The following is a 26,674-nucleotide window of genomic DNA, read 5'->3' as shown; positions in this document are numbered from 1 at the left end:
ATCCCGTGTTCGAGAAAAAAGCACTTCAAAAGTCTCCATACGCCAAGGGCCGTCTCCCCTGCGCATCATCCGCAGCCGGGAAACGGCCCTTGGTCCGTTGTTATTCGTTATTATTCGTTGCTATTCGTTCTATCGTATGAAGTCGATAATCAAACCCGCGGTCTCCTCGATGGATTTATCGGACACGTCGATCACCTTGCAGCCGATCCGCCTCATCAGTTCCTCGGCGTAAGTGAACTCCTCCACTACGCGGTGGGCCGCAGCGTAGTCCGCGTCCGCCTGCAGCCCAAGCGATCTCAGCCGTTCGGTACGGATCTTGAGAATGGACTCAAGCTCCATCGTCAGCCCGAAAATGCGGCGGCTCGGAATCTGAAACAGCTCCGGCGGGGCCTGAACCTCGGGCGTCAAGGGATAGTTCGCCACCTTGTAGCCCTTATGGGCCAAGTAAATGCTGAGCGGGGTCTTCGAGGTGCGGGAGACACCGATCAGCACGATCTCGGCCAGGCCGATCCCCCGCGAATCCCGGCCGTCGTCATATTTGACGGCAAACTCCATGGCCTCGACCCGGCGGAAATACGCTTCATTCAATCGGCCTTCCAGCCCGGACCGCGCAAGGGGCGGGTTGTGGAAGGTACCCGAGATCGCCGAAATGACGGGCCCCATGATGTCCACGGCACTCACGCCGTGAGCGGCGGCTTCGCCGATCATCATTTCGGTCAGCTCCGGCTGCGCAAAGGTATAGGCAACAAACGTCCGCCGCTCGGCAGCTTCCCGCACCGCCTCGCGGATTTCCCTCCCGCCGGCAATATGGCTAAAGCGTTTGATCCGGGCAGGCCGCGCCTCAAACTGCCGCAAGGCCGCGCTCACAACGGCTTCGGCCGTTTCCCCTACGGCGTCCGAGCAGATGACGATCCAGCGGCCGTGTTCCGCCTCTTCCCATTCGGTATCTGTCATGCTCCTGCTGCTTCGATTGTCCATTGTGATCCCCCTCTACGAACGCCTCTTCACCTCGCTTAGACGACCTGCTTCTCGGCCGGACTGTGCGGGCTCTCCGATCTGTCAAGGAGCGCGGCCTGCGCCGCCGCTATGCGGGCGAACGGAATGCGGTACGGGGAGCAGCTGACGTATTCGAGCCCCGTACGGTGGCAGAAAGAAATCGACTCCCGGTCGCCGCCATGCTCGCCGCATATTCCCGTCTTCAGGAACGACTTCACTGCCTTGCCCCGGGTAACGGCCCACTCTATCAGCTGGCCGACGCCGTCCTGGTCCAGAACCTGGAACGGATTGGCCTTGAGGATATTCCCGTCCAGATAGGAATTCAGGAATTTCCCTTCCGCATCGTCGCGGCTGTATCCGAAGGTCATCTGGGTCAAATCGTTCGTGCCGAAGGAGAAGAAATCGGCATGCTGCGCAATGGTATCCGCCAGAAGCGCGGCTCTGGGCACTTCAATCATCGTCCCCACCCGGTATTTGAGCCCTCTGAACTCCTCGCTGAGCACCTGGCCCCCGATGTCGTCGACCAGCGCTCTCATGCGTTTCAGCTCATCCGGATGCCCGACAAGCGGAATCATTATTTCCGGGTGCACATCCACTCCCCGGCGGAGCGCCGATTGAGCGGCCTTAAAGATCGCCTCGATCTGCATTTCGTAAATTTCCGGAAACAAAATGCCCAGTCTAACGCCTCTAAGGCCGAGCATCGGATTGACCTCCCGCAGTTCATTCACTTTGGAGATCATAGCTTTCAGCTTCCGGACTTCTTCACCGGTCTCCCCGGCCTCCTCAAGCTTGCGGCACTCTTCCCGAAGCTGATCCGGGTTCGGCAAGAACTCATGCAGCGGCGGGTCCAGCAGCCGGATCGTCACCGGGAGACCGTCCATCGCCCCGAACATCTCTTCAAAGTCAGCCTGCTGCATCGGCAGCAGCCGGTCCAGATAGAGCATCCGCTCCTCTCTGCCGCCTGCAAGAATCATCGACTGGACGATAGGAAGGCGGCTGCCCGAGAAAAACATATGCTCCGTCCGGCACAGCCCGATCCCCTCCGCGCCGAAATCCCGCGCCTTTCGGGCATCATTCGGTGTATCTGCGTTCGCATAGATGCGAAGCTTGCGGATCCCGTCCGCGTAGTCCAAGAGCGCAAGCAGCTCAGGCGTAATTTCCGGATCGCTGAGCGACAGACCTCCCCGGAACACCAGCCCACCGGAAGCGTCCAGCGATATTTCCTCGCCTTCCGCCAGGGTAAGCTCTCCAATGCGTACGCTGCGGCCCGCATGGTCGATGCTCAGCGCTTCGCAGCCGCACACGCATGGCTTGCCCATGCCTCTCGCCACAACCGCCGCATGGCTGGTCATGCCGCCCCGGCTCGTCAGCACGCCTTCCGCGGCCAATATGCCGTGAATATCGTCCGGAGAGGTCTCCGTGCTGACCAGCACAACCTTGCGTCCGTCCTTGGCCCACTGCTCGGCGGTATCTGCATCCAGCGCGATCAAGCCGACAGCCGCTCCTGGGGAGGCCGGCAGACCTTTGGCAATCGGCGCAAGCTCCGGCGGGATGGCGATGGAGCGATGCAGGAGCTGATCCAGATGTCCCGGCTCAATCCGGCTGACAGCTTCCTCTTTCGAGAGGATTCCCTCCTTCGTCAAATCCACGGCGATCTTGATCGAGGCCTGGGCCGTCCGTTTGCCGCTCCGGGTCTGCAGCAGGTACAGGCTGCCGTTCTCGACGGTGAACTCGATATCCTGCATATCCCGGTAATGAATTTCCAGAAGCCCGGCGGCAGCCGAGAGCTGTTCATACACGAGCGGCAGTTCCTCACGCAGCTCGCTGACAGGCCTTGGCGTGCGCACTCCGGCTACCACGTCTTCGCCTTGAGCATCCGCCAAATATTCACCGTACAGTTCCCGTTCTCCCGTAGAGGGATTGCGGGTAAACAACACGCCGGTTCCGCTGCCGGTTCCAAGATTGCCGAATACCATCGCCTGGATATTGACCGCCGTTCCCTGCTCATCCGGGATGCCATACGCTTTCCGGTATACCTTGGCTCGCATATTGTTCCAGCTTCGGAAGACGGCTTCCACCGCCAGCTTCAGTTGAACGCGCACATCCTGCGGAAACGGCTGCCCGGTCCGGTCCTCGACAATCCATTTGTATTTCCCGATGAGCTCCTTCCACTCACCTGCGCTGATCTCCTGATCGCAGGATCGCCCATTTTCCTTCCTGGCTTGTTCAATCAGCCGTTCGAAATAAATCGAGTGAATGCCAAGCACCACATCTCCGAACATCTGGATAAATCTCCGGTAGCAATCATAGGCGAATCTTTCGTTGCCCGTCTGCTCCGCAAGTCCCTTGACCGTTTCGTCATTGAGACCGAGATTCAGAATCGTGTCCATCATGCCCGGCATGGATGTTACCGATCCTGAACGCACGGATACGAGCAGCGGCCGGTTCACACCTCCGAATTCGGCAGATTTTGCCGTTTCCAGACCGCGCAGCGCCTCATGAATCTCCTGCATCAGCCCTTCCGGCATCATTCCTCCAGCCGCGTAATAGGCCTGGCAAGCTTCCGTAGTTACCGTAAATCCCGGGGGAATCGGAAGGCCGAGAGCCGTCATTTCCGCGAGATTCGCTCCTTTTCCACCCAGCAGATTCTTCATCTCCGCATTTCCTTCTTCAAACCGGTACACGCGTTTCAGCATTTGATCAATCCCTCCGTAATTGAAAGTAGGATACAAAACTGCCCGCCAGACTGTGAAATAGGAGTAGCGCTTACTTAAGGTTGTAGCATGAATACCGCTATTTGGCAATATATATGACGTACTATTTAATGATTTTATTTATATATGTCTCATTTATTTTTCCTTAATAAAATAAAAACAGGCATCCCGCGAGAAAAATATCTCCGGAATGCCTGCCGTATACGAGGGCATACATATATGGCCTATGATTGCTCAAAGGCTCCGCATCAATTCCGCAAGCTTGCCCATCCCTTCCCGCAGGACGTCTTCGGCGGCGAACGAGTAGCTGAGGCGAATCCAAGACTTCATAACTCCGTGCGGATCGCAGATTTCACCGGGCACGAACGAGATGGACTGCTCCTTGCTTTTGCGGAACAGCGTTTCTGGCGGTATATGCTCCGGCAGCTTCACCCACAGGTTCAGCCCTCCCTCCGGAGGGGTCCAGACGCATCCGGTTCCCGCGAGCTCCCGTTCCGCGATTTCCTTGTGCACCTGCAGCGCGATGCGGAGCTTGGCCAGATGTCCCTGCAGGCGCGGCGACGTAAAGTAGTGCAGGAAGATCTTCTGATTCAGCAGCGGCGTTCCGTTATCCGCCATGAACTTCGCCGCGATCAGCTTATGCATGAGCGGATACCGGCAGATGACGGCGCAAATGCGCAGACCCGGCGCCACATATTTGCTGAAGCTGCCGAGATAAACAACCCATCCCTCCGTATCATAGGAAAAAATCGGCGGCGGCGGCTCGGCGGCAAAATACATATCGCGAAATGGATCGTCCTCGACGATCAGGCAGCGGTAACGCTCGGCCAGCTCGACAAGCCGCTTGCGCTGCCACACCGGAACGGTATACCCGGTCGGATTATGGTGCGTGGGATTGATATAGAACAGCCGGGGCCGGTACTGCTCCATCAGCCGCCGGATTTCGTCCAGATCATAGCCTCCTGGCGTAATGTCGATAGAAAGCAGACGCGCCCCCCGCTGGCGAAAAATATCCAGCGACGCACCGTAGGTCGGCCGCTCCACCATTACGCAGTCCATCGGCATGAGCATGATGGTGGCGATCAGATTGATCGCCTGCTGGGCGCCCGAAGTAATCAACAGTTCCTCCGGTTCGGCCTGAAGCAGTCTGCTCACGCGGAAATGTCCGCTTAAGAACTCACGCAGCTCGTTATCGCCCTCCACACTGGAATAGGTGCCCATCACCTTTGGGTACCGGTCGAACACCTCTTTGACATAATCGGACAAATAGAGATTCGGCAGCAGATTGGGATCGATCAGCGCCTGAGAGAACTGGTATTTGACCGGCATGCGCTGAATGTCCGAGAGAGCCGGCGCAGGCCCTAGGCAGCCGCTTGCAGGCTCTGCTTTCAAGCTCGCCTCGAGTAATGGCGCCTCCTCGGACGCAGCCCCGGGCGCCACATAATAGCCGGATTTATCCTTCACGTACACCCGGCCGTCCTCTTTCAGCCGGCAGTAGGCTTTAAACACGGTCAGCCGGTGAAGCCGCAGCTCCTCCGCCAGCAGCCGGACCGACGGCAGCTTGTCATGCGCCCGCCACTCGCCCCTGTCGATCCGGACGGCTAAATATTCATATACCTGCCGGAACAGCGGATGCCGCCCGTTGCCGGATAACTCTTTCATTACGAAGCCCCTTTTTACGCACGTTATTGCCATCTATTGTACCTTATTTTAAGCCCATCTGTTCTGTTCATTTTCATCTGTTCTATTCCGGGGCGGATATGATGGATTGAAAAGAAAACGCACATACGCAAAGGAGCAATGAACATGATTATTTTGGCTTATAGCCTCGTCTGCCTGATCTTCGGCACCACCTTTTTGGCGATTAAAATCGGCGTTGACGCCGGAGCCCCTCCCTTTTTCACCGCCGGACTGCGGTTTTTCACTGCCGGAGCGCTGCTGCTGCTGTGGATGTGCCTGAGACGCAAAGCTTCCTTCTCTCTGCTGCTGCGGAAGGAGACTCTGCTTACCGGACTTGGGCTGACCTTCGGCACATTCGCCGCGCTGTATTGGTCGGAGCAGTACGTTTCCTCGGGCCTTGCCGCTGTCCTCTCCGCAACCGGACCGATGATGATCCTGCTGCTGCAGACGTTCCTGCTTCGGCAAAAAGCCTCTTCCCTGTCTCTGGCCGGCTGTCTCATCGGCTTTACGGGCGTGCTGCTGCTTGTCCTGCCCAATCTGTCGCTTCAGGTTTCCCCGCTCTGGTTCGCCGGCTGCGCCGTCGTACTGATCGGGGAATGCGCCTACGCCTCCGGCACGCTGTATACCCGGACCGTAATCGCCCGCCTTCCGGACGTTCATCCCATCGCGCTGAATGCGGCGCAAATGATTTACGGCGGAGCGCTGATGCTCCTTCTCTCCGTCTTTACGGAGCGTCCGAGCGCCGGCTTCATGCTCTCCTGGCCGGTTGCAGGCTCCTTTCTTTATCTCACCGTCGTCGGCTCCATGATCGGCCACAGCCTGTATTACTGGCTGGTCGCCAAGACGGACCCGATCTTCCCGTCTACCTGGCTCTACATTTCGCCGCCAATCGCGGTTGGCGCGGGCATCCTTTTTTACGGAGAGATGGTTTCATGGCTGACGCTGCTGGGTGTAATAACAATTATCTTCGGAACGATGCTGGTCAATGCGGGAGCCTTGAAGCAGCTATTAGCGAAGCTCGCGGCCGGTAAGGCAGCGGAGAGACATTTTGCCGGGGCTGCCTCTTGGAGACAAGGTTTCAGGCTGCACCAAAAGGCCAATAATGAGGATTAATGAGCGCTATATCAATCATTTTTCAAAAAAATCATAAATAGTACGTACTAATTGTTGCATTAATGATGAATATTGCGTATTATATAAGCAACGAAAGGGATTATTCCTCCAAGCATGTTGCATTAAAGGAAGGGGGAGTCAATTATGGCGGCCCCGTTCTAATGGAGGATCGCTTTCTTGCATCAGGAAAGTGGAGGGATTTGCAATCGAACTTACGTCCCGGCAACTACAAATTATCGACATTGTAAAAAAGAACGCTCCAATCACAGGCGAACAGATTGCCGAAACCCTGCGGCTTACCCGCCCGACCATTCGGGCCGACCTCTCGCTGCTGGTTATGCTCGACTATATCGACGCCAAGCCGAAGGTTGGATATTTCCCCGGCGGGAAATCCTCCCGGAACCTTGGCAGCGGCTATCTGCTTCAGGAGACGAAGGTTAAGGACATTCAAAGCGTGCCCATCATTATCCGGGAGACAACGACGATCCACGATGCGGTTGTGACGCTGTTCCTTCAGGATGTAGGCACACTCATCATTTGCGACGAGGAAGGCAAACTGACCGGAGTCGCCTCGCGCAAAGACTTCTTGAAAGTCACTCTCGGCAATCCCGGTGCCGCATCCATGCCGGTCAGCATGGTCATGACGCGCCAGCCCAAGGTGATTACGATCGGGCCTGACGACCCGGTGCTTGACGCCGCGCATAAAATGATTTTTCACGAGGTAGACAGTTTGCCGGTGGTTGTCCCCTGCGAAGGAGAAGGGGCCGTCGGAAAGCTGGACGTTGTAGGGCGGCTGACCAAAACTTCCATCGTAAAACTTCTCCTCGATACCGAAGCCAATGGATAAGGGGAGGAATCGAGAGAGCATGGATGAGCCTTCACATTTCATTACGATATGCTCGGATTCTTTAGGGGATACGGCGGAAGCAGTCGTTCAGGCCGTCTTACACCAATTCGAGAATCAGCGTGTCACGATCAAACGGTACGGCAATGTAAGGCATGAGGACGAGCTGCGCAAAGTGATGGAGGAAGCCGCGAAGAATAACGGCTTTGTCGCCTATACACTGGTACAGCCCGAGCTGAGGGAGACGATCCGCGAGGAAGCCGTCCGGTTGGATTTGCGGATCGTGGACATTATGGGGCCGATGATGCAGGCGTTCATCGATACGTTCGACGATGCGCCACGGCAAAGACCCGGCCTGCTGCATCAGTTGGACGAAAATTATTTCCGGCGGATCGAGGCGATCGAATTCACCGTCGCCTGCGACGATGGACGAGATCTCGGGGCCATGCTGAAAGCGGACATCGTGCTGCTGGGTATGTCGCGCACGTCGAAGACGCCGCTCAGCATCTTTCTTGCCCACCGCGGCAAGAAGGTCGTCAATTATCCGATCGTGCCGGAGATCAGCCCGCCGGGCCAGCTGTTCAAGCTGCCGCCCCAGCGGATGATCGGACTCACGATGGAGCCGGAGCATATGCTGAAGATCCGTTCGGAGCGCCTGAAAGTGCTGGGACTTCCCGTCGATTCCCAGTATTCGAGCCTCGAACGGATCAATGAAGAGATCCGGTACGCCGAAGCGCTGTTCAAGCGGCTGGGCTGCCCGGTGATCGACATTACCGACAAGGCGATTGAAGAGACAGCCGGACTTATTATGGGCTACATCTAAAATTACCCCATAAAGTGAAGCTTAGGCTTCGGTGTCAATTCCGAGTACTTTATGGGGGCCCCGGAGCTTATACGCCCCACAAAGTGAAGCTTTGGCTTCGATGTGAATTCCGATATACAGATATTCAAAAAAAGGACTGGAGGGAATTAACTATGGAACGCGAATTGGCTCTTGAGATTGTACGGGTGACGGAATTGGGTGCATTGGCTTCGGCTAGCTGGATCGGCCGGGGTGATAAGGACGCTGCGGATGATGCGGCGACCACAGCCATTCGTTCCATGTTCGATTCTGTCTCCATCGACGGGACCGTCGTAATTGGCGAAGGCGAAATGGACGACGCCCCCATGCTGTATATCGGCGAGAAAGTCGGCAACAAAAGCGGCCCGCTCGTTGATGTGGCTGTCGATCCGCTGGAGGGAACAGAGGTCGTCGCCGCCGGGCTGCAGAACGCCCAATCGGTCATTGCCATCGCCGAGAAAGGCAGCCTGCTGCACGCGCCGGACATCTACATGCAGAAGCTCGCCTGCGGTCCCGAGCTTGCCGGCAAGCTCAGCCTGGAGGACCCGGTAGAAATCACGCTGACCAAAGCTTCCCACCATCTTGGCAAACCGCTGTCCGAGTTGACTGTTATGGTACTGGACCGCGACCGGCACAAGGACCTGATCCAAACCCTCCGCCAGGCGGGAGTACGCATCAAGCTGCTCAGCCACGGCGACGTGGCCGGAGCGATCGCGGCCGCTCTGCCGGACAGCGAGGTGGACCTGTACCTCGGCTCCGGAGGCGCTCCGGAGGGCGTGCTGGCTGCAGCGGCGCTGAAATGCCTCGGCGGCGAAATGCAGGGTCAACTGCTGCCGCAAGGGCCGTTCGAGCTGCAGCGCTGCATGCGGATGGGCATTGCCAATCCGACGCGTGTGCTGTACATGGACGATATGGTCGGCACGGGCGACGTTATTTTTGCCGCCACCGGCGTAACCTCCGGCGAATTTTTGAACGGCGTCCGCTTAATCGGGAAAGAACGCGCCGAGACGCATTCCGTCATCATGCGGGCGCAAAGCCGGACAATCCGCTATATCCGAAGCATCCATTTTCTTCCGGGCAAGGATATTCCGCAAGTTTCGCCGGGAAGAAAAGTTGCTTCATTATAAACGCTTTTCCGCATCCACCAAGACCGCCCGCCGGCATGAGGGGCAGGTCTTGTTGGATTTTTTTGCATGCACCAATCCCTCCGTCAGTCTTCCTACCCGCACCATAGCCAAAGGACGGAAATCCCAAGGCTACACGTTTAAATCGTATTTGTAGCCATACGGCGGATTCGACCTACTCGAACCCCTCCTGGAGGAACAAGGCCTTCGCCCGTTCCTTTTCCGTATTACATAGCGGAGCGCGATTGAAAAATTCGCCAGCCGCAGCAAAGAGCGGCCTCCGAGCCCTTTCGGGCTTGAGAGGCCGCTCTTCGCTTGTAAATGCCTATCTATCTCCGCTCTTATTGCCGCATACGTTTATTTAACGCTTGTTATACATGGATTCGTCTTCTTCCATCCGGCTCTTCACATCGGCGGTTTTGTTGCCGGTGACCTTCGCTTCGCCTGTCTTATCCACCCGGGCTTCCTCCCGGCGGACCGTGTCCTGAACCCGCTCGGTTCCTTGAACTTCCCGCTTGCCGATCCCTACTTCGCCGGTGACAACCGTGTTCTTGTTCACTTCCACACGCTCTTCGCTGACCGGGATGCGGATCGTTTCATCCTTGCCGATCGGTTCGGTTGTCGAGCCGTCATGCACGGCGCGCCGTTCAATCACGACTTCCTCATGCGTTACCGGCACATTGATTGTTTTTTGCTCCTCGACGACTTCTTTATGAATCGAAACTTCGCCGGTCTGCACCTTATCCTTGGAGACATTGAGCTGCTCCTCGCGCAGACGCAGCTTGCGGTCCTCTTCCATATCGCTATCGGCCGATAGCGTATCGGAAACATCCTGCGTATAGTCCGGCGTAGTCACGTTGTCAGGATCGGAAAGCGTGCCCGGCGAATTGTAAGCCATATCGGCCGAAGTCGGGCTCACCGGATTCGAATTGATCGTATCCAGTCCGGTGTCATGCTTGCCTTTCAGGCCAGAACCATTGAATACAGCATCCACCGAATCCCCGACCGATCTGTCGGCTCTGTCGTCCGTCGGATCAACGGCTGACGGATCATCGCTCATTGAGGCGTCAGTCACCGTTTCGCCGGGCAGCGTATCATTCGCCCCATAATAGTGGCTGCTCAGCGAATTGTGCGTCCGGAACGTTTCATACACATCACTTACCTGCGATGTGTCCGCATCGACCATGACCAGAATACGGCCTTGATCGACATAACGGTCATACGTTTCCGCTTCGTCTTCCGGTATGCCGAGGCCGATCAGACCTCCGACAAGACCTCCGGTTCCGGCGCCCACCGCCGCTCCGGCCAATGTCGCCGCAATAGGACCGGCCGCAATGATCGGCCCAATACCCGGGATCGCCAGCGCTCCAATGCCGGCAAGCAGTCCGGTTACTCCGCCGAGCAGGCCGCCCGTCGCCGCTCCGGAAGCCATTCCTTCGGGAGCCTTCGTCCCCGTCTCGTCACTGATTGCATTCATATCGTCTTTATTTCTCGCAATAACGGAGATATCCTCTGTCCGAAAACCATGACTCTTTAAATCGCCGATCGCTTGAGATGCCTCGTGCTCGTTCGTAAAGACGCCCACAATCCTCTTATTCATATCGATTACCTCCTAATTTAATTTAAAAATTTAGGTTCTGTGTTCATTGCATACTTAACCAATTCAATCCGGCATAAACTGAGAATTGCAGTTCCGGACAGCGAATCCTCAGATAAAAATCTCAAACAGGAAATACACGGTGATTCCAATAAAAAATTGTCACAAAATCTGCCGCGAGTCATAGTCATGTCGCTATATCTGACGCGAAAAGTTATGTAATTTATGATTTATTAAATCTTTCGGAACACTCCTCTCTTTCTCCTTACAAACGCGAGCAAAAGGACTATACTTCATGCTAAAGATGTTAATATAAGCAACGCAAACCAAGGAGGAAGTACAAATATGAACATGCGGCTCAAGGTTCTGAAGAAGCATTTGCTGTTTTGCTGCAGCGAGCACTGCAATAACCAGGATGTAGAAGAAGTTATGCAGGCTTTCAAGGAAGAGCTTGTCGAACAAGGGATCAATAAGACGGTCAAGATCAACAAGACCAGCTGTCTCGGCCTTTGCGGCAACGGCCCGTTCCTCATTGTCTATCCGGACGGAGTATGGTACTACAACGTGACCACTGATGATGTTCAGCGTATCGTCAAGGAGCATCTGGTTGAAGGCAATCCTGTGGACGAGCTGGTTATGCTGAAAATGGAAGCCTAAGCTTCCCGCACCCGAATACAAGAATAGGCTTCATCAATGGTTCGCCGGCTCCTTCTTGGAATGCCGGTTTTATTTTTGCGTGTGCAGATCTGCGGGTTCTCTTGAAGTATAATAAAAAAGCGCTTGGCGCTATTTCTTCAACCTTTGGAAAAGGGGGCCGGAGAACTTGGCTGTTTTTCATTACAACGCGGAGCCGCCATTCGGGGTCTCACCGGACCTGCATCTCCTCTTTTGGGGCCGGGAGCAATGCGCTCCCGGACATACCTTCGGTCCCGGCTTCCGGGACTACTATAAAATCCATTTCGTCCATAAAGGCACCGGCAAGGTGGTCGTGGGCGGACAAACCCATATCCTGCACCCGGGACAGGCCTTTTTGACTTATCCCCGGGTTGTTGTCTCCTACGCCGCAGATGAGAACGATCCGTGGAACTATTCCTGGATCGCTTTTACGGGAGAACGGGTGAAGCCGCTGTTGTCCAGAACCACGCTGTCGCCCGAATATCCCGTTTTTCCCATGGAAGGCGAGGCAATGAACGGACTCTATGACAGGCTGACCGAAGCCGCTTCGGCCAGCGGCGCACTCGACCTGCCGCTAACGGCGATCCTGTACGAATTCATGGCCGCTCTTCTTCGTACCGTTCCTGAGGCTGCTTCGGATTCCGCTTGGCAAGGACGCAAGAATGAGCATGTCGAGAAGTGCCTGCATTTTATAGAGTCTCATTACTGCGAGAATATTACGATGGAAATGCTGTCCGAAATGCTGCAGCTTAACCGGAAATATGTATCCGCGCTCTTCAAACAGGTTGTCGGCATGCCTCCCAGTCAGTACCTGCTCGGGTACCGCATGGCCAAAGCCTGCGAGCTGCTCACCCGAACCGGCTGCACCATCGGAGAAATCGCCCGCTCCATCGGTTATGAGGATGCGCTCCTGTTCTCCCGGATGTTCAAGAAGGTTCATGGCTGCTCTCCCCGTACGTACCGGGAAAGACATGTATCAATCTGACATTATGACATAAATTCCTCCCTTGCTGACATTCGTTCGGCCCTTTCTTTCCGCTACAATGAAATCGCAGCCAACTCGCTCGTCCGCTAGGGACGGACGCCAATTTCATTGCAGGAGGATCGATTATTATGTACACCGCACAAACGGACAGATACGACAGCATGGTTTACAATCGCTGCGGACGCAGCGGCCTGCGCCTGCCGGCGATTTCGCTCGGTCTTTGGCATAACTTCGGGGGAATCAACGTGCTGGAGAACGGCAGGGCCATGATCCGCAAAGCGTTCGATCTGGGCATTACGCATTTTGATCTCGCCAATAATTACGGCCCGCCCCCAGGCTCCGCAGAGGAGAATTTCGGAACAATTTTGAAAAAGGACTTTCTCCCTTACCGGGATGAGCTGATCATCTCAAGCAAGGCCGGATTCTACATGTGGCCGGGACCTTACGGAGAATGGGGCTCGAAGAAATATCTCGTCGCAAGTCTCGATCAGAGCCTGAAGCGGATGGGTCTGGATTATGTCGATATTTTCTATCACCACCGTCCTGATCCCGGTACACCGTTTGAAGAAACGATGGGCGCGCTGGACCTGATCGTCCGCCAAGGCAAGGCGCTCTACGTCGGCATTTCCAATTACCGCGCCGAAGAGGCCAGGGAAGCGATCCGCATTCTTCGGCAGCTCGGCACCCCTTGCCTGATTCACCAGCCGAACTACTCCATGCTGTCCCGCTGGATCGAGGATGGGCTTCAGGATGTGCTCGAAGAAGAAGGCGTGGGCACGATCGCGTTCTCGCCGCTTCAGAAGGGCATCCTGACGGACCGTTACCTAAGCGGCATCGCTGCGGATTCCCGCGCAGCCGGACCGAGCGCATTCCTGTCCGAGAATGATCTGACGGAAGAGGTGCTTGGCAAGGTCCGCCGCCTGAACGAATTAGCCGCGGCTCGCGGACAGAAGATGTCCCAGCTTGCCCTATCCTGGGTGCTGCGCGGCGGCAGGGTAACGTCCGCGCTGATCGGCGCAAGCAAGGTCAGCCAGATTGAGGACGCCGTCGCCGCCGTGCAGGCGCCTGAGCTCAGCGCGGAAGAGCTGGCGAAGATCGAGGATATCCTGCGCGGATAGCTTGCCCCAAGCAGCGGGCAGCAGCAGAACGGCCATGCACCTGCGGCAGCCTTCGGGCTATCGGGTACATGGCCGTAAGATTATTTTTCACCAATCATGAAAAATCGCTGGACTTGTTGATTCTCTGTAGAAAAAGGCTGTCCCTCGTAATCGACAAATCGGATATTTGTAAACCCGGCCGCCTCCAGAATTTGAATGCTGCAATGGCTGTTTATATTTTTGGCCGCCAATCCTGTTTTATGGATCATCGTGTCATTGGGAACATCAAATATAATTTCTTCATGTTCGGAAACACAGGTTGCTCTATTATATTTGTGCCGAACGAGGCGGTAAACTCCATCTTTACATGTCCAGGTTTGACAATCATTATGCCGGTCATCCGCGTGATATTTGTAATAGTTGTCATTCCACATTTCATAGATGAATACGCCGCCTGGCTTCAGCGCTTTGAAAATCCTGTTCGCCGACAACCCGGTTAATTCAACCGGATCGGTCCAAACCGCAATATCATACTGATGATCCAAATCCAAATGATTGCAATCGCATACAAAATAATGGGACTTCTCAAAAGACCGGTTATAGTCTCGGGAGTATTCTATGAAAGTTTCGGACAGATCGATCCCCGTCACCGCATAACCCGATTTCAGCCAGACTTGATGATATCTTGAGATTCCGCAAGCGATATCCAGGATGGCCCTGGCGCCGGAAGGAAACAGCTTCTGCATTTTCTCTGCCATCATGGTTTGAGTTTGGAGATCATCAAATCCCCAATCGATATAGCTGGTATCGTAATCCTTCTCACCATAGCGGTTGTATTTTTCCTCAATTATTTTCATCAAAATCCCCCTTCCGGTATTCCCGCGGCGTCAGTCCCGTTGCTTTCTTGAACACGCGGCTGAAATACTTCTCGTCTTCGTAACCGATCAGCTCGGAAATCCGCGACAGACGCATATCGGAATTTTGCAGCAGCTCCTTGGCTTTATCGATCCGTAAATTCGTCAAATAATCAGACAGATTCTCGCCTGTAACCTGCTTGAACTTGCGCGAGACGTTCTCCCGGCTGAGGAAGAAGCGGTCCGCAATGTGCTGAAGTGTAATCTCCTGCTGATAATTCCGGTCGAGGTAATCCCTGATTTCACGCACAATCCGGCTGTCCGAGGAACGGGAAAGCTTGCTTTCGCCAAACATTCCCATAATATAGGATTTCAGACTATCTTTCCAGCGTTCAAAAGAGAAATCTCCGCCAGCCTCAATTGCGGACGGGAAAGGGGCTTCCGCCTTTGAGACTTCCTCGGCGCCGACCCATTCCAGTCTCCACTTGGTCAGCACATTCCGCAGCCGATCCTCCCACTCCCTAAGCCCGCTAATAGTCAGCACGCCCGTCCCGGCGAGAAAATCGGCCCAATCATCAAAGCTGCGGACGATTTTGTCACTATCGCAGGACAACAGCGAAAGCCCGAGCTTCTCCAGCAGATCATCGGCCATCGTACCGCCTGCCCGTCCTGCTTCCGAAGAGCCTTCCAGGTATTCATGTATACGTTTACCCTTTAGCAGCAGATTGCGCTCCGCAAGGCTTTGCCTTGCCTGTATGAACGCATCGCTGATCCCCCCCGGAAAAGGGAGAATCCGGCTCAGCCCGATATCAAGTGATATGCCGTACGCCTGCTTTAGCGATTCATTAATTTCCAGCAGCCGCTCTTCCGCCTCTTCCGCTCTGTTCCAGAACAGAACGGCCACATCCGCGCCTTCCTGCCAGTAACGAAAGGCAAAGCCCTGTTTCCGCAAGCTGACCATTTCATTGCAGACATTAACGAGAACGAAAGAAGTAAGCTGGATATCGCCTCGGAACTTCTTCAGCAGCAGGCCGCCCGAAGACTGGAGGGAAAGGACGGCCATCCGGCAGTGCTTCGCGTTCCTCGGAAGCCCCAGCTCCTCGACCAGCGCTTCCTCCAGCTCCTGAAAGGAAACCGTGCCGCCCACCAGCTCCGACAGCTTCTTGTCCCAATACAGCGGACGCAGCACGTTTAATTGAATATTTTGCCGGAAGGCCCGTTCCCGTTCCCGCTTCTCCTCCTCCCACTTCTGAAAAGCGCGTTCGGCGGCGGAAATCAGCTGCTTACTGTTCAGCGGCTTAAGCAGATAGTCGATCCCCCCGTATACGATTGCGGGCTTCACATAGCTGAAATCCTGGTAACCGCTGATGACGATCGTCTTGGTATATGGGGAGTACCGGTGAATCCATTCCAGCAGCTCAGCCCCGTCCATGAGCGGCATGCGCATATCCGTAAACACGACCGCCGGCTGCTGCTCCAGAATGATCTCCATCGCTTCCTGGCCATTCGTGGCTTCGAATATCTCGGCAACGTCATATTTTTCCCAAGGAACAAAATAGCGGATGGCTTCTCGCACATGTTTTTCATCGTCTACAATTAGTACTTTCATTCCGTTCCTTTCTCCTTCCTGCTGCCTTCATCTTCTAGTGGAATAATCAGAACAACCTCCGCTCCGCCTTCTCCGCCTTGCAGCAGAAGCTGCGACCTCTCGCTGATCTGCAGCCGGAGCCTTGACAGCACATTGCGGAGTCCAATGCCGTCGTACTCGCCGGGCTCCATCCGTTCCAGGCTGCTTCTTACTTCGTTCAAGCGTTCGCCCGTAATACCCCTGCCGTTATCCCGGACCGTGATGACCAGACACTCTTCCTCCAGCTTGCCGGTGATGGAAATGACGCCGTCCTTGATGCCGTCCTGGAAGCCGTGCTTAAAGATGTTCTCGACGAGCGGCTGCAGGATCATTTTAGGCACGATTACGGCGCGGGCGCATTCATCGACATCGACATCCATCCGCAAATTCTCCTCGCCGAAGCGTTCCCTTTGCAGAATGACATAATTCTCCATATGCTCGATCTCGCTCTGAAGCGTCGCCTGAGTCTCGCCCATCGTCATGGAATAGCGCATCATACTGCCCAGGGAATAAATGAGATCGTAGATTTTGGGAGCGTTGTACCGCAGGGACAGGGTGGCGATGGACTGCAGCGCGTTATACAAAAAATGCGGGTTGACCTGGGCCTGCAGCACCTTTAATTGATTGGTCTTGTTGGCAATTTCCAGCCGGTACTCCTGCAAGATCAAGTCGTTGATCGTCCGGGTCATATCGGTAATTTTGCGGGCCAGGAGCCCGAACTCATCCTCGCTCACCGAATCGACGGAAGCGTCCAGCTGTCCGATTTGCACCTTCTGCGTGTAGGAAATCAGCTGCTTAATCGGTCTTGTAAATCCGATGGAAATCAACACGCCGGCAATGCCCGCGATAATCAGAAACAGCACGCCGATGCCGGTATTGATGCGGCTGATCGTCCTTGCGTCACTGTACAGGTCTTCATAAGGTACCAGCTTGATAATATTACCTTTAAAAATCTTCGAGTCCATATGTTTATACATAATAATACCCTTAAACTCCTTATTATTCCATGAAAAGTGGCCTCTCTCCTTGCCCTGCGGAAGCTTGCTCCAGCCCGCTTCAATCGGCTTGCCGATCCAGTCGCCACCCGAAGCGTATAGAACATTTCCCCGCTCATCCGCAATATAGAGCCGCTCAATGTCGGAATTGTACATGGATTTAGCAATATCCTCCAGTTCGGTCAGCCTGAAGTCAATCGACAGATCGGCGATGACTTCGTCGCTGGGCGTCCGGAAGATGGGATAATGGGCGCTGAACACCGGCGTCGCTCCCGCTTTGTAGTTCGGAAAACCCGACTTTATACCGTATTGATGATCCATGTGCGTCGCTTCCACAAAAGGCCGGACCGAGCCGCTTGGATTAGGAAGAGGCGTATACCGGGGATTGTACTCCCTGCGGAACTGCCCCTGCAGCAGCGTGTTGGACTGTTTGTTAGCCCTTACATAAAGATGGATCTGAAAAATATTCCGGTCTGCCAGAAAAAGATTGTACAGCTGCGTGGACACGATATTCCGGTTGTCCGGCTGAACAGTCCCTTTTGGAAGCGTATTCGGATTCTTGACTGACAGAATGGAGGTATAGAACGAGCTCTGTACATTAATCCCGCTGTATACGCTAAGCGCCCGTTGGTTGATTCCCTGAAAATAATTGTCCAGATTGGCCGCTCCCAGCGTCAATAGCTTGCGGTTCTGTTCCACGGCCTGCTCGGTTACCGATTGCTTCGTATACAGGTACGAGAACATGACCGAGACTCCAGCCGGAATAACGGCAGCCAGCAGAATAAGAGCCATTAGCCGATTGCGGATACTGTGTTTGAACAAGAGTCTATTCCTCCTTGGCTCTTTGTGCGACCTTTAGCAGCAGCAATATAATCCACCTTAAATGTCATCAAATTGAGTGTTGACCGCTCTCCGGCCTCCCTATAATGAGAGTATAAAGCAATGATACTACGTACAAAGGAGATCCGCCATGAGAAAAGCGCTCGGCATTCAAGAGGGCTGGGAACAGTCCGTAAATAGGAGATCAGCTGTGAAAAGAGCTCTCGTCGCACGCAAAGGCTGGAGCCAGCAAATCGTATTTTTGGGACCCTGCCTGCTGTTTTTTCTGACCATTGTGATAACCCCTTTTATTCTAGGCTTCTATTATTCTTCCACCGATTGGAACGGACTGGATCTGAATAAAGCGGTATGGACAGGCTCGGCCAACTGGAGCCGCATACTGCATGACGACAATTTCTGGCATTCGCTTAATTTTACACTTAGATTCACTGTCATTTCCGTAGTGATCGCCAATATTTTGGCGCTGGTGCTGGCTTTCCTGCTGATGGGTGCGCTCAAGACCAAGAATGTGCTCCGGACCGTCTTCTTCATGCCCAATGTTATCGGCGGCATTCTGCTCGGCTACATTTGGCAGTTCATCTTCACTAAAGGCTTCGCCACCATCGGCGACCTGACGCATATTTCTTTCTTCGAGCTTCCGTGGCTTGGAACGCCGAACACCGGCTTCTGGGGCCTCGTCATCGTATTTGTCTGGCAGACCGCGGGTTATATGATGATTATCTATATCGCTTCGCTCGCCGGCATCCCGAAGGATCTGATCGAAGCCGCCAAAATTGACGGTGCGCGACCCCATCAGCTTTTTACAAGCGTTTACGTGCCGCTGATCATGCCAGCCATTACAATCTGCCTGTTCCTGACGATCTCCAACGCGTTCAAAATGTTCGACCTCAACCTGTCGCTGACAAAGGGCGGACCGGGAACCTCGACGCAGTCGCTGGCGTATAACATCTACTCCGAGGCCCTGATCAACAACCGCTACGGTCTGGGCACTGCCAAGGCACTGCTCTTCTTCGCCGCCGTATCGATCATTACGATTACCCAGGTACTGATTACGAAGCGCAAGGAGGTATCCGCATAATGAACGTCAGCCAGTACAAGACCAAAACCTTTGTTCTCGAAGTCTTTGCCATCCTGCTTGCCTTGCTGTTTCTGGCGCCCTTCTACCTGGTACTGTCGAACTCGGTTAAGACGTTAAAGGAAATTCTGCTCGACGCCGCCTCGTTTCCCCAGATTTTTCATTGGAGCAACTACAGCAGCGTTTGGAAAATGATCGATTTCCCGCAGGCGTTCTGGAACTCTCTGCAAATTACTCTGCTTAGCGTCCTACTCATTGTACTGTTCAGCTCAATGGCGGCTTACCAGATTGTTCGCAGACCTACGAAATTCAACTCTTTTGTGTTCCTGCTGCTCGTCTCGGCCATGATCATTCCTTTTCAATCGCTGATGCTTCAGCTTGTAAGGGTTACCAGTCTGCTGGAGCTGCGCGGTGAGCTGTACGGAATCGTCGCCTGCTATCTCGGCTTCGGCATGCCGCTGTCAGTCTTCCTGTTCCACGGCTTCATCAAGACCGTTCCGTTAGAGCTCGAAGAAGCGGCCCGGGTGGACGGCTCCAATCCGTACGGCGTCTTTTTCCGGATTGTCTTTCCGCTGCTGATGCCGATCATGGTCACGGTTGTCATTCTGAACACCCTCTGGATCTGGAACGACTACCTTCTGCCAGTTCTGATTATCGGGGGCAACAAGGATTTGACGACGCTGCCGCTTGCGGTCACCAAGTTTTTCGGGCAATATACTAAGAAGTGGGACCTCGCCCTGGCAGGTCTGGTTATGGCCATCGTTCCGATCCTGTTGTTCTTCCTTAGTCTGCAAAGGTATATCGTCGAGGGAGTTACCGCCGGTTCCGTTAAAGGCTGACATGCCGACAACAATATCCACCTTTTCGGACAAAATATTAAGTGTTGAATACGGTTACATTGATTTACGATCATAATGTAAACACTTACAAAACACAGGGAGGCAGTAAAATGAAGAGACGATTCGCATTTCTGATCGCAATCGTTTGCATCCTGATTATTGCAGGCTGCGGCAACGGCGGAAATAACAATTCTGCTCAGAGCACCAACAGCGGCACCTCAGAGACCGCGGCTCCGGCTGCATCGGAAGCACCCAAAAAAGACGTAACGATTAAAGTCTTCCAGTTCAAGGTTGAAATTGCCGAACAGCTCAATGCGCTTGCTGAAGAGTATGAGAAAGAAACCGGAGTGAAAGTCCAGGTTGAAACTCACGGCGGCGGCGAAGACTACGGCGCGCTGCTGAAAGCTGAAATCGCTTCCGGTTCTGAACCCGAAATCTTCAATAACGGCGGTTTCGCCGCTCTCGTCCCTTATATGGACCGTGCAACCGATCTGTCGGATCAGCCTTGGGTCAGCAACCTGATCCCTACCTCCAAAATCCCGACAACAGTGGATGGCAAGCTGTACGGCCTTCCGATGAACGTTGAAGGCTATGGCCTGATCTACAACAAGGACCTGTTCGCCAAAGCCGGCATTACCGAAGAGCCGAAGACACTGCCTCAGCTGAAAGATGCGGTAGCCAAGCTGAAAGCCGCAGGCATCACGCCTTTTGAAGCAACCAATGAATGGTGGTCCATGGGTATTCACATGGTGAATGTGGCCATGGCCAACCAACCCGATCCTGCTCAATACATCGAGGACCTGAAAGCAGGCAAACAAACGATCAAAGACAATGCTATTTTCAAACAATGGCTCGATTTCGTGGACGTTGTCTTCAATAACGCACAGGACAATAAAGTAACCACCGACTATGCTACACAAGTCGCTGACTTCGCTTCCGGCAAGGCTGCCATGATGCAGCAGGGCAACTGGACGCAAGGCGACATCGACAAGATTGATCCGAACCTGAAGCTCGGCCTGCTGCCGATTCCGATTAACGACAAGGAAGGTCATATCTTCGTCGGCGTGCCGAACAACTGGATCGTGAACAGCAAATCAGCTCATCCGGAAGAAGCCAAAGCGTTCCTTAACTGGATGGTCAGCTCGGAAACCGGCAAGAAATTCCTGACAAAAGATTTTAAATTCATCCCGGCTCTGTCCAACATCTCCACCACTGCCGAAGACATCGGCCAAGTCGCTGTAGCCGTTCAAGAGCAATCTTCAACAGCTCTGAGCTGGAACTGGGACAGATTCCCGGATGGCGTAACACAAGGCTTCGGCGCAGCTATGCAGGAATACCTGGGCGGCCAAGTCAACCGCGACCAGCTGCTTGAGAAGCTGGATAAAGCCGTACAGGATATCGTGAAACAATAAGAAAAGCACCGATTGGTGCCCGAAATAGCCCCATAACATGGCGAGCCTCCAAAGCAGCTGTTCAGGTCAATTCCCTGAACAGCCGGCTAAGGAGGCTCGCTTTAGGTTATGATGGCTTATCCGGTTACGCTTGCGGCGCAGCCCATTTTCCTTCAATGATGCTATCACTTAAGCTGCGGCGGGCATTGGGTTTCTCAAGCTCGCGATAGTTCTCATGCACGCTGCCTGCATCTCCCTTATAACCGAGCGCAATAATCAAGTGCACCTCATAATCATCCGGGACGTTCAGAGCAGTGCGGGCTTTCTCTTGATCGAAGCTGGCAATTGCCCGTGTGGACAGGCCCAGCAGAGAAGCCTGAAGGGCAAGCGCCTGCCAAGCCGCTGCGGTATCGAACGCATGGAATCGGTTGGGCTGGCCATCATCCCACAACTTGTAGGAAGCAAGGGCAATAAGGACGGGAGCCTGATCCGCCCACAGCCGGTTGCTCGGCAACACCAGCTCGCGGAAGGTCTGCAGCTGCTCCTCCGTCTTGGCCAGGACAAAACGCCAAGGCTGTCCGTTTCTCGCCGACGGTGCCCAGCGCGCAGCTTCCAGTACGGTGAGCAAATCCTCTTCACTAACGACACGGTCAGCGTACGAGCGCGGCGACCACCGGTTCAAAAATAAAGGGTTAATCGGATGATCGGCTTTGCGATTGGCTTCTACTTCTTCAGAAAGCTCCTGGGTCGGATTAAACGTTTGTTGACTCATTTGGGCATCCACCTCTCCAATATAATAGCCGGTCAAACAGAAAGAGACATTCTCCAAGGAAAATGCCTCCATCTGCATGGTCGGTCGTTCTTTAGAACATACTTTAAACCTACAAAACCTACTAGTCAACTGCGATTTTGAGTTTTCTATATATATTAAGCACGTTAATGCATACCTTTCACAAATGTTTAACTTTTGGCAGGGTTATAACCATTCCTCCTCAATTTTCGGAAGTTCCGGCGGCAGTTTGTTAAGAATCGCTCTATATCTTCCGTAGGAAATCGTGCAGTACTTGGTATCCGTCTTCAGCGGGTAATCGAAGTACGCAACCTTCAAGGAGGTATTAATGCATCTGATCTTATCCAGATTGGTCAGTACGCCGCGATCCAACCGGAAAAAATTCAGCTCCGTCTGTTCAAACGCGCTCTCCCAAAATTTTAGTGATCCCACAACGTAATACTGTTTGTTTTTGGTATGGACATCAATAAAAGCGTTAGCATTAGATTGCAGAAACAAAATCTCATTGATAGGCAGTTGCTGCATGCCCGCCCCTTGCTCGTCCTCAGTAACTGTCAGGTTAAGCATCCAATCCCTCACCTTTTATTTATGTATTGTTCGGCCAATACTACGTTCTTGATCTTTTGGGATAGTTTAACATTATTTCTTCCAAATAACTTGTCGAAAAAAATCGGAAATTTATCTGATTTCCTAGTATAGATTTTCCTTGACTTTTTATCCAAAATATGACAATGACCCTCACTCGCAAGGAGTAGAGGGTCATTGTTCAATAATAGATTTAAGATACTTCACTTTACTTCGGGCAATGCCTGTCTTGTGTTCGGAATCTTTAAACAGGAGGGTGTCTCCATACATTTTTTCTTCGATACGATCGATCCAGTCAATGTTAACCAGGCTTCCGTTATACGCGGGGAAAAAGTGAGGAAAGGCTTCCTTGCAGCTCTGGAAGGTCAATCCGGCCGTAAAGCAGCCCTCTTCCGTGTAAAACCGGGGAACGTGATAATTACGTTTAGGCTCCCAAGTGTCGATATAGAAGATGTCACTGGCCTTGATGAATTGGCCTTGATCCAGCCTGCCGGAACACTCGATCCGGCTAACCAGAATCTCTCTGTCATCCTTCTCCGCCTCTTTCGCCTTGGAAACGAGATCGCTCCACATCCCAATGCTCTTGAGATTCACTCCAGTATAGATCGATGAATTTTGAAAATAGAGTCTTCCCCCGTAGCTACCAGTCTCTAGGCGCTCCCCTTTTTTCAAATTCACAAGATTCCATGTGTCCAAAAGAACGAAAGCCGAAAAAACGCTGCTGCACTCCTCCAGAGTCGTCAACACGGTAAAGCTGCCGCTTCTGGTGTGAAAAATCGGAATACTGTAATTTTTTTTCGGCTTCCACATTTCAATGCTCATTATCTCGTTCTCGCGGAACTCCGTTTTCAAAGTCCCGTATCCCGAATTTGAGACTTGAACACCGACGATGCTTCGCTGATCTGCATCCATGAAACTATTTTACCTTTTTTAATTCTTGGGGAACTGGCAGGGAACCAGCAATCATCTTACGGCTTCTGGCAGATTTAGCTGCAGATTTCACGATTCTTTCAGCCATATAACGAGCAAGAGTCTTTTTCATGTGTTAACACCTCCTTTTCTGGGGTATATGGGCAGCAATAACAGGGATTGAATGATGAACGAAACCGCCACAACCGCTGATTGAAAATAAAGATTAGACAGGATGATCAGGACGGAGATCCCTTTGGACCAGGAATCAAACTCGACATTATATAACTCTTCATAGTTGTTAGGTGCAAATATAAGCGTGATCATTAGCGAAATCATCGTGAGATAGGCTGTTGTCTGTTGGTCTATTTGAACTAACGGAATTAAGGAAGCCACCAGTCCTGTAACAAAGGAACATATGGTAATGGGCAAATGGAATCCGCCAGAAAATTTTCGCAAAACCATAAAAGATACAAGCGCTAATATCGAGTGAAGCACACTGCTAAATAGTAAGCCGAACAGGACCGTCAGAAGGATCCCGGAGAACAGATTCAGCTTGAGTCCGATGCCATAGCTCAATACTTCCAGCGAACCGGGGCCCTCCGGGTCATGCTCTTTTATCTTTATTGCGATATGCCTCGATAGCCTTTCTAATATCATCCCGATCACTCCAGCCCGAAAAATAAAAAGATAATCCAAAAGCTATAGCTGCGGCCAACAACAAGCCAAATGGATTTGCGCTATATAGGAACAGGATCGTCACGGAAGCTGTCGCCAGCGAAGCCAGACTGCCGATAACAAGAAGCAGATTTCGGTTAGTGAAGTAGTTCTCTTTAATCAAAAAATCATGCGGAGGCAGAATGATAAAGGAGAATCCAAGATTAAATCTGTTTAGCACCCAAGATAATCCAAAGGCAGCAAAAATGGTCGAAACTTGAAGCAGACTAATATGGAATCCGCTATTTTCTTTTAAAACACTGACATTCATCAAGCTAGTCCAAGAATAAAAATAGTAGAAGCCTATTTGAATCAAAGCATATGCGCAAATACCCGCTCCGGCTATAAAAGATGCCAAATGCACCTTAATCTTTAACCCCAATCTCAAAAAAAAGATAAAAAGTAAATATTGAAAGGGAATATCCAATTCAGGTGCCTTAAGAACAATACGCATCATATACGAAAATATAGCGATAAATAAAGCAAATAGAAAAATTCTACCAAAATACTCCCTTACAGGGAGCATATAAAGCTTAAGGATTATAGTTAAGGTGGCGCTTGCTTCACACAGACCCAACAATATAAAAATCAAATCATGCAAATCTCCCAACACCGCCTCCAAAAAGTTAGGGCCGACAGACTAAAATCCATTTCTTAACCGCAAACTCATTCTACCATCAACAGAACAGAAATTTTGTCGAATTATGGTAGTAAATAGATTTTTATTCCTAAAAAATTAAAAAGAAAGAGGCTTCCCAAAGGTTCATTGACCTTATGGAAAGCCTCTAATAATCAAATATTAAGCGAAGACATATTCTCCTTCACCAATCCGAAGGGTTTCCCCTTTCAGCTTTACAGAATCCGTTTCAAAAATCACTTGTTTGAACTGATTCTCGTCCCCTTTTACGAAGTCAAAAAATTGATTGCCAATCTTAAGGCTGACGGATTTATCATCTGACTCCAAGGCGGTCAGGTCAAACAATCTTCCCCAATGCTCGGCGGCGGCTGCCGGATCGGAGACATGAAATACCGCTCTTTTCATTTCGGCATGACCGGCGGGATGAGGCTGAATAATGCCGGATGCCGTTAAGCGCTCCAATCTCTCCGCGTCCGTCCCCTTCCATTGAATGATAAACGGATAGACCAGTCCTTCAAAATCGCCGTCGATGGTCATCATCCGCCACTCGATTAATCTGCCCTTGTTATCCAGACGCTTGCCATCCATTATGGGAGAAAGCTTTAAGCCTGCCGCTCCCAAAGAAGCGGCCATTTCTTCAATATCATCGGTCCGAATAACGACTCTGCTCAAAGCTTCATGCTCTGGCAATGTGTCAACCGCATCTTTCACCACACGGTTATGCTCCGTCGACTTCGCCAATTCAAGATTTTCAATACCCAGAAACTCGATGTAGGTTAACCCGAAATAGCTTAAGCTGTTATAGGTTCCCCACTCCGTATGCGATCCTCCCTTGAAGGCGACCAAACCATGATCCAGGAAGAGCTTAACCGGCTGGTCCAAATCATTGACATAATGAACAAGATGATCCCAATTTTTCGATGCCATTGTTATTTCTCCCCTAACTCGGTCGTCCGCTTTACAGCCGCCAAAACGCTTCTTTGCAGGCCGGCCGCGAAATCGCTGTTGTTCAGCTCATATAAGCCATGAATGCCTACACCGCCGGGGGAGTTATTAATGTCAAGCAGTTGTCTTGGATGTAGTCCGGTGTGCTTCAGCATGGCAACAGCTCCAACGCAATTTTCCAGCGCAACGTTCCACGCTTGTTCCCGCGGCAATCCGGCGAGCACACCAGCATCCGCAAGCGATTCAATGAAATAATAAATGTAATTCGGTCCGGCAACACCATATCCGGTAAAGATATCAATCAACGCCTCGTCCAAATATTGGACTTTTCCGAATCCGTGCAGGAAGCCGTCTACCTGATCCTTATTGGCGTAGGCGTTTAAGGCAACCCCGCTATAGCCGTAACCCGTATCGGTCAACGTATTAGGAATAACCCGGATAATGGGGCGTTCGGCTCCAAAAAATCCGGCCAGCTTCTCCATCGTTACACCCGCCACAATCGAAACGATTGCGGTGGTAGGTGTTGCGAACTTCTGTACAGCTTGTCCTAATGCAGCCAAATTGTCCTGCGGCCGGACAGCAATCACAATCAAGTCTGCTTCGCCCAGATATTTCTCCTGAGAGCTGTCCGTGTTCACTCCGTAAGTCTTATTAAGGAACTGAAGACGCGCCTCATTGATATCCGTTACGCTCATTCGATCCGCAGATATGGTTTGATTGTTTATAACGGCGCGGATAATGGCCTCAGCCATTTGTCCGCCGCCGATAAAGTGAATCTGTTTTCCGATCAACTCGTCCACTTCC

25 protein-coding genes are annotated in these 26,674 nt (G+C 52.6%); 10 read left to right on the top strand and 15 right to left on the bottom strand.

Annotated elements, in window-relative coordinates:
* Positions 1-129: 129 nt before the first annotated feature.
* The 3 genes from PSAB_RS05335 to PSAB_RS05325 all read right to left on the bottom strand — a co-directional run bounded on the left by PSAB_RS05335 (position 130) and on the right by PSAB_RS05325 (position 5,372).
* Positions 130-954, bottom strand: coding sequence for a pyruvate, water dikinase regulatory protein (locus PSAB_RS05335; protein ID WP_025333545.1), 825 nt, complete (start codon positions 952-954; stop codon positions 130-132).
* A 59-nt stretch (positions 955-1,013) separates the two neighbouring features.
* Positions 1,014-3,692, bottom strand: a complete 2,679-nt coding sequence (ppdK, locus tag PSAB_RS05330; RefSeq protein ID WP_025333544.1) for a pyruvate, phosphate dikinase — start codon at positions 3,690-3,692, stop codon at positions 1,014-1,016.
* Between the two features lie 252 nt (positions 3,693-3,944).
* Positions 3,945-5,372, bottom strand: coding sequence for an aminotransferase-like domain-containing protein (locus tag PSAB_RS05325; protein ID WP_025333543.1), 1,428 nt, complete (start codon positions 5,370-5,372; stop codon positions 3,945-3,947).
* Between the two features lie 144 nt (positions 5,373-5,516).
* Between PSAB_RS05325 and PSAB_RS05320 the strand changes: the two genes are divergently transcribed.
* From PSAB_RS05320 to glpX, 4 genes are all read left to right on the top strand, one after another.
* Positions 5,517-6,503 carry a DMT family transporter gene (locus tag PSAB_RS05320; RefSeq protein ID WP_025333542.1) on the top strand — a complete coding sequence of 329 codons (987 nt, stop codon included), beginning with the start codon at positions 5,517-5,519 and terminating at the stop codon, positions 6,501-6,503.
* Between the two features lie 190 nt (positions 6,504-6,693).
* Positions 6,694-7,350, top strand: a complete 657-nt coding sequence (locus PSAB_RS05315) for a helix-turn-helix transcriptional regulator (protein WP_051529722.1) — start codon at positions 6,694-6,696, stop codon at positions 7,348-7,350.
* A gap of 19 nt (positions 7,351-7,369) precedes the next feature.
* The gene (locus PSAB_RS05310; protein WP_025333540.1) at positions 7,370-8,170 is read left to right on the top strand and encodes a pyruvate, water dikinase regulatory protein; all 801 of its coding nucleotides are present in this window, start codon (positions 7,370-7,372) and stop codon (positions 8,168-8,170) included.
* A 152-nt stretch (positions 8,171-8,322) separates the two neighbouring features.
* On the top strand, positions 8,323-9,315 hold the full coding sequence (gene glpX / locus PSAB_RS05305) for a class II fructose-bisphosphatase (RefSeq protein WP_025333539.1): 993 nt from the start codon (positions 8,323-8,325) through the stop codon (positions 9,313-9,315).
* A gap of 358 nt (positions 9,316-9,673) precedes the next feature.
* On the opposite strand, the gene PSAB_RS26530 is transcribed toward glpX, so the two are convergent.
* Positions 9,674-10,912, bottom strand: coding sequence for a YsnF/AvaK domain-containing protein (locus tag PSAB_RS26530; protein WP_025333538.1), 1,239 nt, complete (start codon positions 10,910-10,912; stop codon positions 9,674-9,676).
* A gap of 342 nt (positions 10,913-11,254) precedes the next feature.
* On the opposite strand from PSAB_RS26530, the gene PSAB_RS05295 reads away from it, so the two are divergent.
* The 3 genes from PSAB_RS05295 to mgrA all read left to right on the top strand — a co-directional run bounded on the left by PSAB_RS05295 (position 11,255) and on the right by mgrA (position 13,687).
* The gene (locus PSAB_RS05295) at positions 11,255-11,566 is read left to right on the top strand and encodes a (2Fe-2S) ferredoxin domain-containing protein (protein ID WP_025333537.1); all 312 of its coding nucleotides are present in this window, start codon (positions 11,255-11,257) and stop codon (positions 11,564-11,566) included.
* A gap of 166 nt (positions 11,567-11,732) precedes the next feature.
* Positions 11,733-12,569, top strand: coding sequence for an AraC family transcriptional regulator (locus PSAB_RS05290; RefSeq protein ID WP_025333536.1), 837 nt, complete (start codon positions 11,733-11,735; stop codon positions 12,567-12,569).
* Positions 12,570-12,697: 128 nt separating this feature from the next.
* Positions 12,698-13,687, top strand: coding sequence for an L-glyceraldehyde 3-phosphate reductase (mgrA, locus tag PSAB_RS05285; protein WP_420835623.1), 990 nt, complete (start codon positions 12,698-12,700; stop codon positions 13,685-13,687).
* Between the two features lie 80 nt (positions 13,688-13,767).
* Here mgrA and PSAB_RS05280 read toward each other — a convergent pair whose 3' ends face one another.
* The 3 genes from PSAB_RS05280 to PSAB_RS05270 are packed head-to-tail and all read right to left on the bottom strand — an operon-like array spanning position 13,768 to position 17,964.
* On the bottom strand, positions 13,768-14,523 hold the full coding sequence (locus PSAB_RS05280; RefSeq protein ID WP_025333534.1) for a class I SAM-dependent methyltransferase: 756 nt from the start codon (positions 14,521-14,523) through the stop codon (positions 13,768-13,770).
* Positions 14,510-16,129 (bottom strand): response regulator, encoded by a 1,620-nt coding sequence (locus tag PSAB_RS05275; protein ID WP_025333533.1) that lies wholly within the window; start codon positions 16,127-16,129, stop codon positions 14,510-14,512. The genes PSAB_RS05280 and PSAB_RS05275 overlap by 14 nt, the downstream gene beginning before the upstream one ends.
* Positions 16,126-17,964, bottom strand: coding sequence for a cache domain-containing sensor histidine kinase (locus tag PSAB_RS05270; protein WP_025333532.1), 1,839 nt, complete (start codon positions 17,962-17,964; stop codon positions 16,126-16,128). The genes PSAB_RS05275 and PSAB_RS05270 overlap by 4 nt, the downstream gene beginning before the upstream one ends.
* 208 nt (positions 17,965-18,172) lie before the next feature.
* On the opposite strand from PSAB_RS05270, the gene PSAB_RS05265 reads away from it, so the two are divergent.
* From PSAB_RS05265 to PSAB_RS05255, 3 genes are all read left to right on the top strand, one after another.
* Positions 18,173-19,060 (top strand): carbohydrate ABC transporter permease, encoded by an 888-nt coding sequence (locus tag PSAB_RS05265; protein WP_025333531.1) that lies wholly within the window; start codon positions 18,173-18,175, stop codon positions 19,058-19,060.
* A complete protein-coding gene (locus PSAB_RS05260) occupies positions 19,060-19,896 on the top strand; it encodes a carbohydrate ABC transporter permease (protein ID WP_025333530.1) in 837 nt (278 codons plus the stop codon). Before PSAB_RS05265 ends, PSAB_RS05260 begins: the two co-directional genes overlap by 1 nt.
* Positions 19,897-20,006: 110 nt before the next feature.
* Positions 20,007-21,308, top strand: a complete 1,302-nt coding sequence (locus PSAB_RS05255; protein ID WP_025333529.1) for an ABC transporter substrate-binding protein — start codon at positions 20,007-20,009, stop codon at positions 21,306-21,308.
* Positions 21,309-21,432: 124 nt separating this feature from the next.
* On the opposite strand, the gene PSAB_RS05250 is transcribed toward PSAB_RS05255, so the two are convergent.
* From PSAB_RS05250 to proC, 8 genes are all read right to left on the bottom strand, one after another.
* On the bottom strand, positions 21,433-22,059 hold the full coding sequence (locus PSAB_RS05250; RefSeq protein WP_038596578.1) for a nitroreductase family protein: 627 nt from the start codon (positions 22,057-22,059) through the stop codon (positions 21,433-21,435).
* A 204-nt stretch (positions 22,060-22,263) separates the two neighbouring features.
* Entirely contained in the window at positions 22,264-22,644 is a 381-nt protein-coding gene (locus PSAB_RS05245) for a LytTR family DNA-binding domain-containing protein (RefSeq protein WP_025333527.1), read from the bottom strand.
* A gap of 192 nt (positions 22,645-22,836) precedes the next feature.
* Positions 22,837-23,574 carry a LytTR family transcriptional regulator DNA-binding domain-containing protein gene (locus PSAB_RS05240; protein ID WP_025333526.1) on the bottom strand — a complete coding sequence of 246 codons (738 nt, stop codon included), beginning with the start codon at positions 23,572-23,574 and terminating at the stop codon, positions 22,837-22,839.
* A gap of 4 nt (positions 23,575-23,578) precedes the next feature.
* On the bottom strand, positions 23,579-23,704 hold the full coding sequence (locus PSAB_RS26340) for a hypothetical protein (RefSeq protein WP_264370892.1): 126 nt from the start codon (positions 23,702-23,704) through the stop codon (positions 23,579-23,581).
* Positions 23,701-24,231: an accessory gene regulator B family protein gene (locus PSAB_RS26525; protein ID WP_025333525.1), complete on the bottom strand. Its 531-nt coding sequence runs from the start codon at positions 24,229-24,231 to the stop codon at positions 23,701-23,703. The genes PSAB_RS26340 and PSAB_RS26525 overlap by 4 nt, the downstream gene beginning before the upstream one ends.
* The gene (locus PSAB_RS05230) at positions 24,179-24,898 is read right to left on the bottom strand and encodes a hypothetical protein (protein ID WP_051529721.1); all 720 of its coding nucleotides are present in this window, start codon (positions 24,896-24,898) and stop codon (positions 24,179-24,181) included. Before PSAB_RS05230 ends, PSAB_RS26525 begins: the two co-directional genes overlap by 53 nt.
* 189 nt (positions 24,899-25,087) lie before the next feature.
* Entirely contained in the window at positions 25,088-25,852 is a 765-nt protein-coding gene (locus tag PSAB_RS05225; RefSeq protein ID WP_025333523.1) for a VOC family protein, read from the bottom strand.
* Between the two features lie 2 nt (positions 25,853-25,854).
* Positions 25,855-26,661, bottom strand: coding sequence for a pyrroline-5-carboxylate reductase (gene proC, locus PSAB_RS05220; protein WP_338045073.1), 807 nt, complete (start codon positions 26,659-26,661; stop codon positions 25,855-25,857).
* Positions 26,662-26,674: the final 13 nt, after the last annotated feature.

It is taken from the genome of Paenibacillus sabinae T27, assembly GCF_000612505.1.
GTDB classification, from domain to species: Bacteria; Bacillota; Bacilli; order Paenibacillales; family Paenibacillaceae; genus Paenibacillus_AQ; species Paenibacillus_AQ sabinae.
Note: the sequence above shows the minus strand (reverse complement) of the source record. Positions and strands in the feature narration are given on the sequence as shown.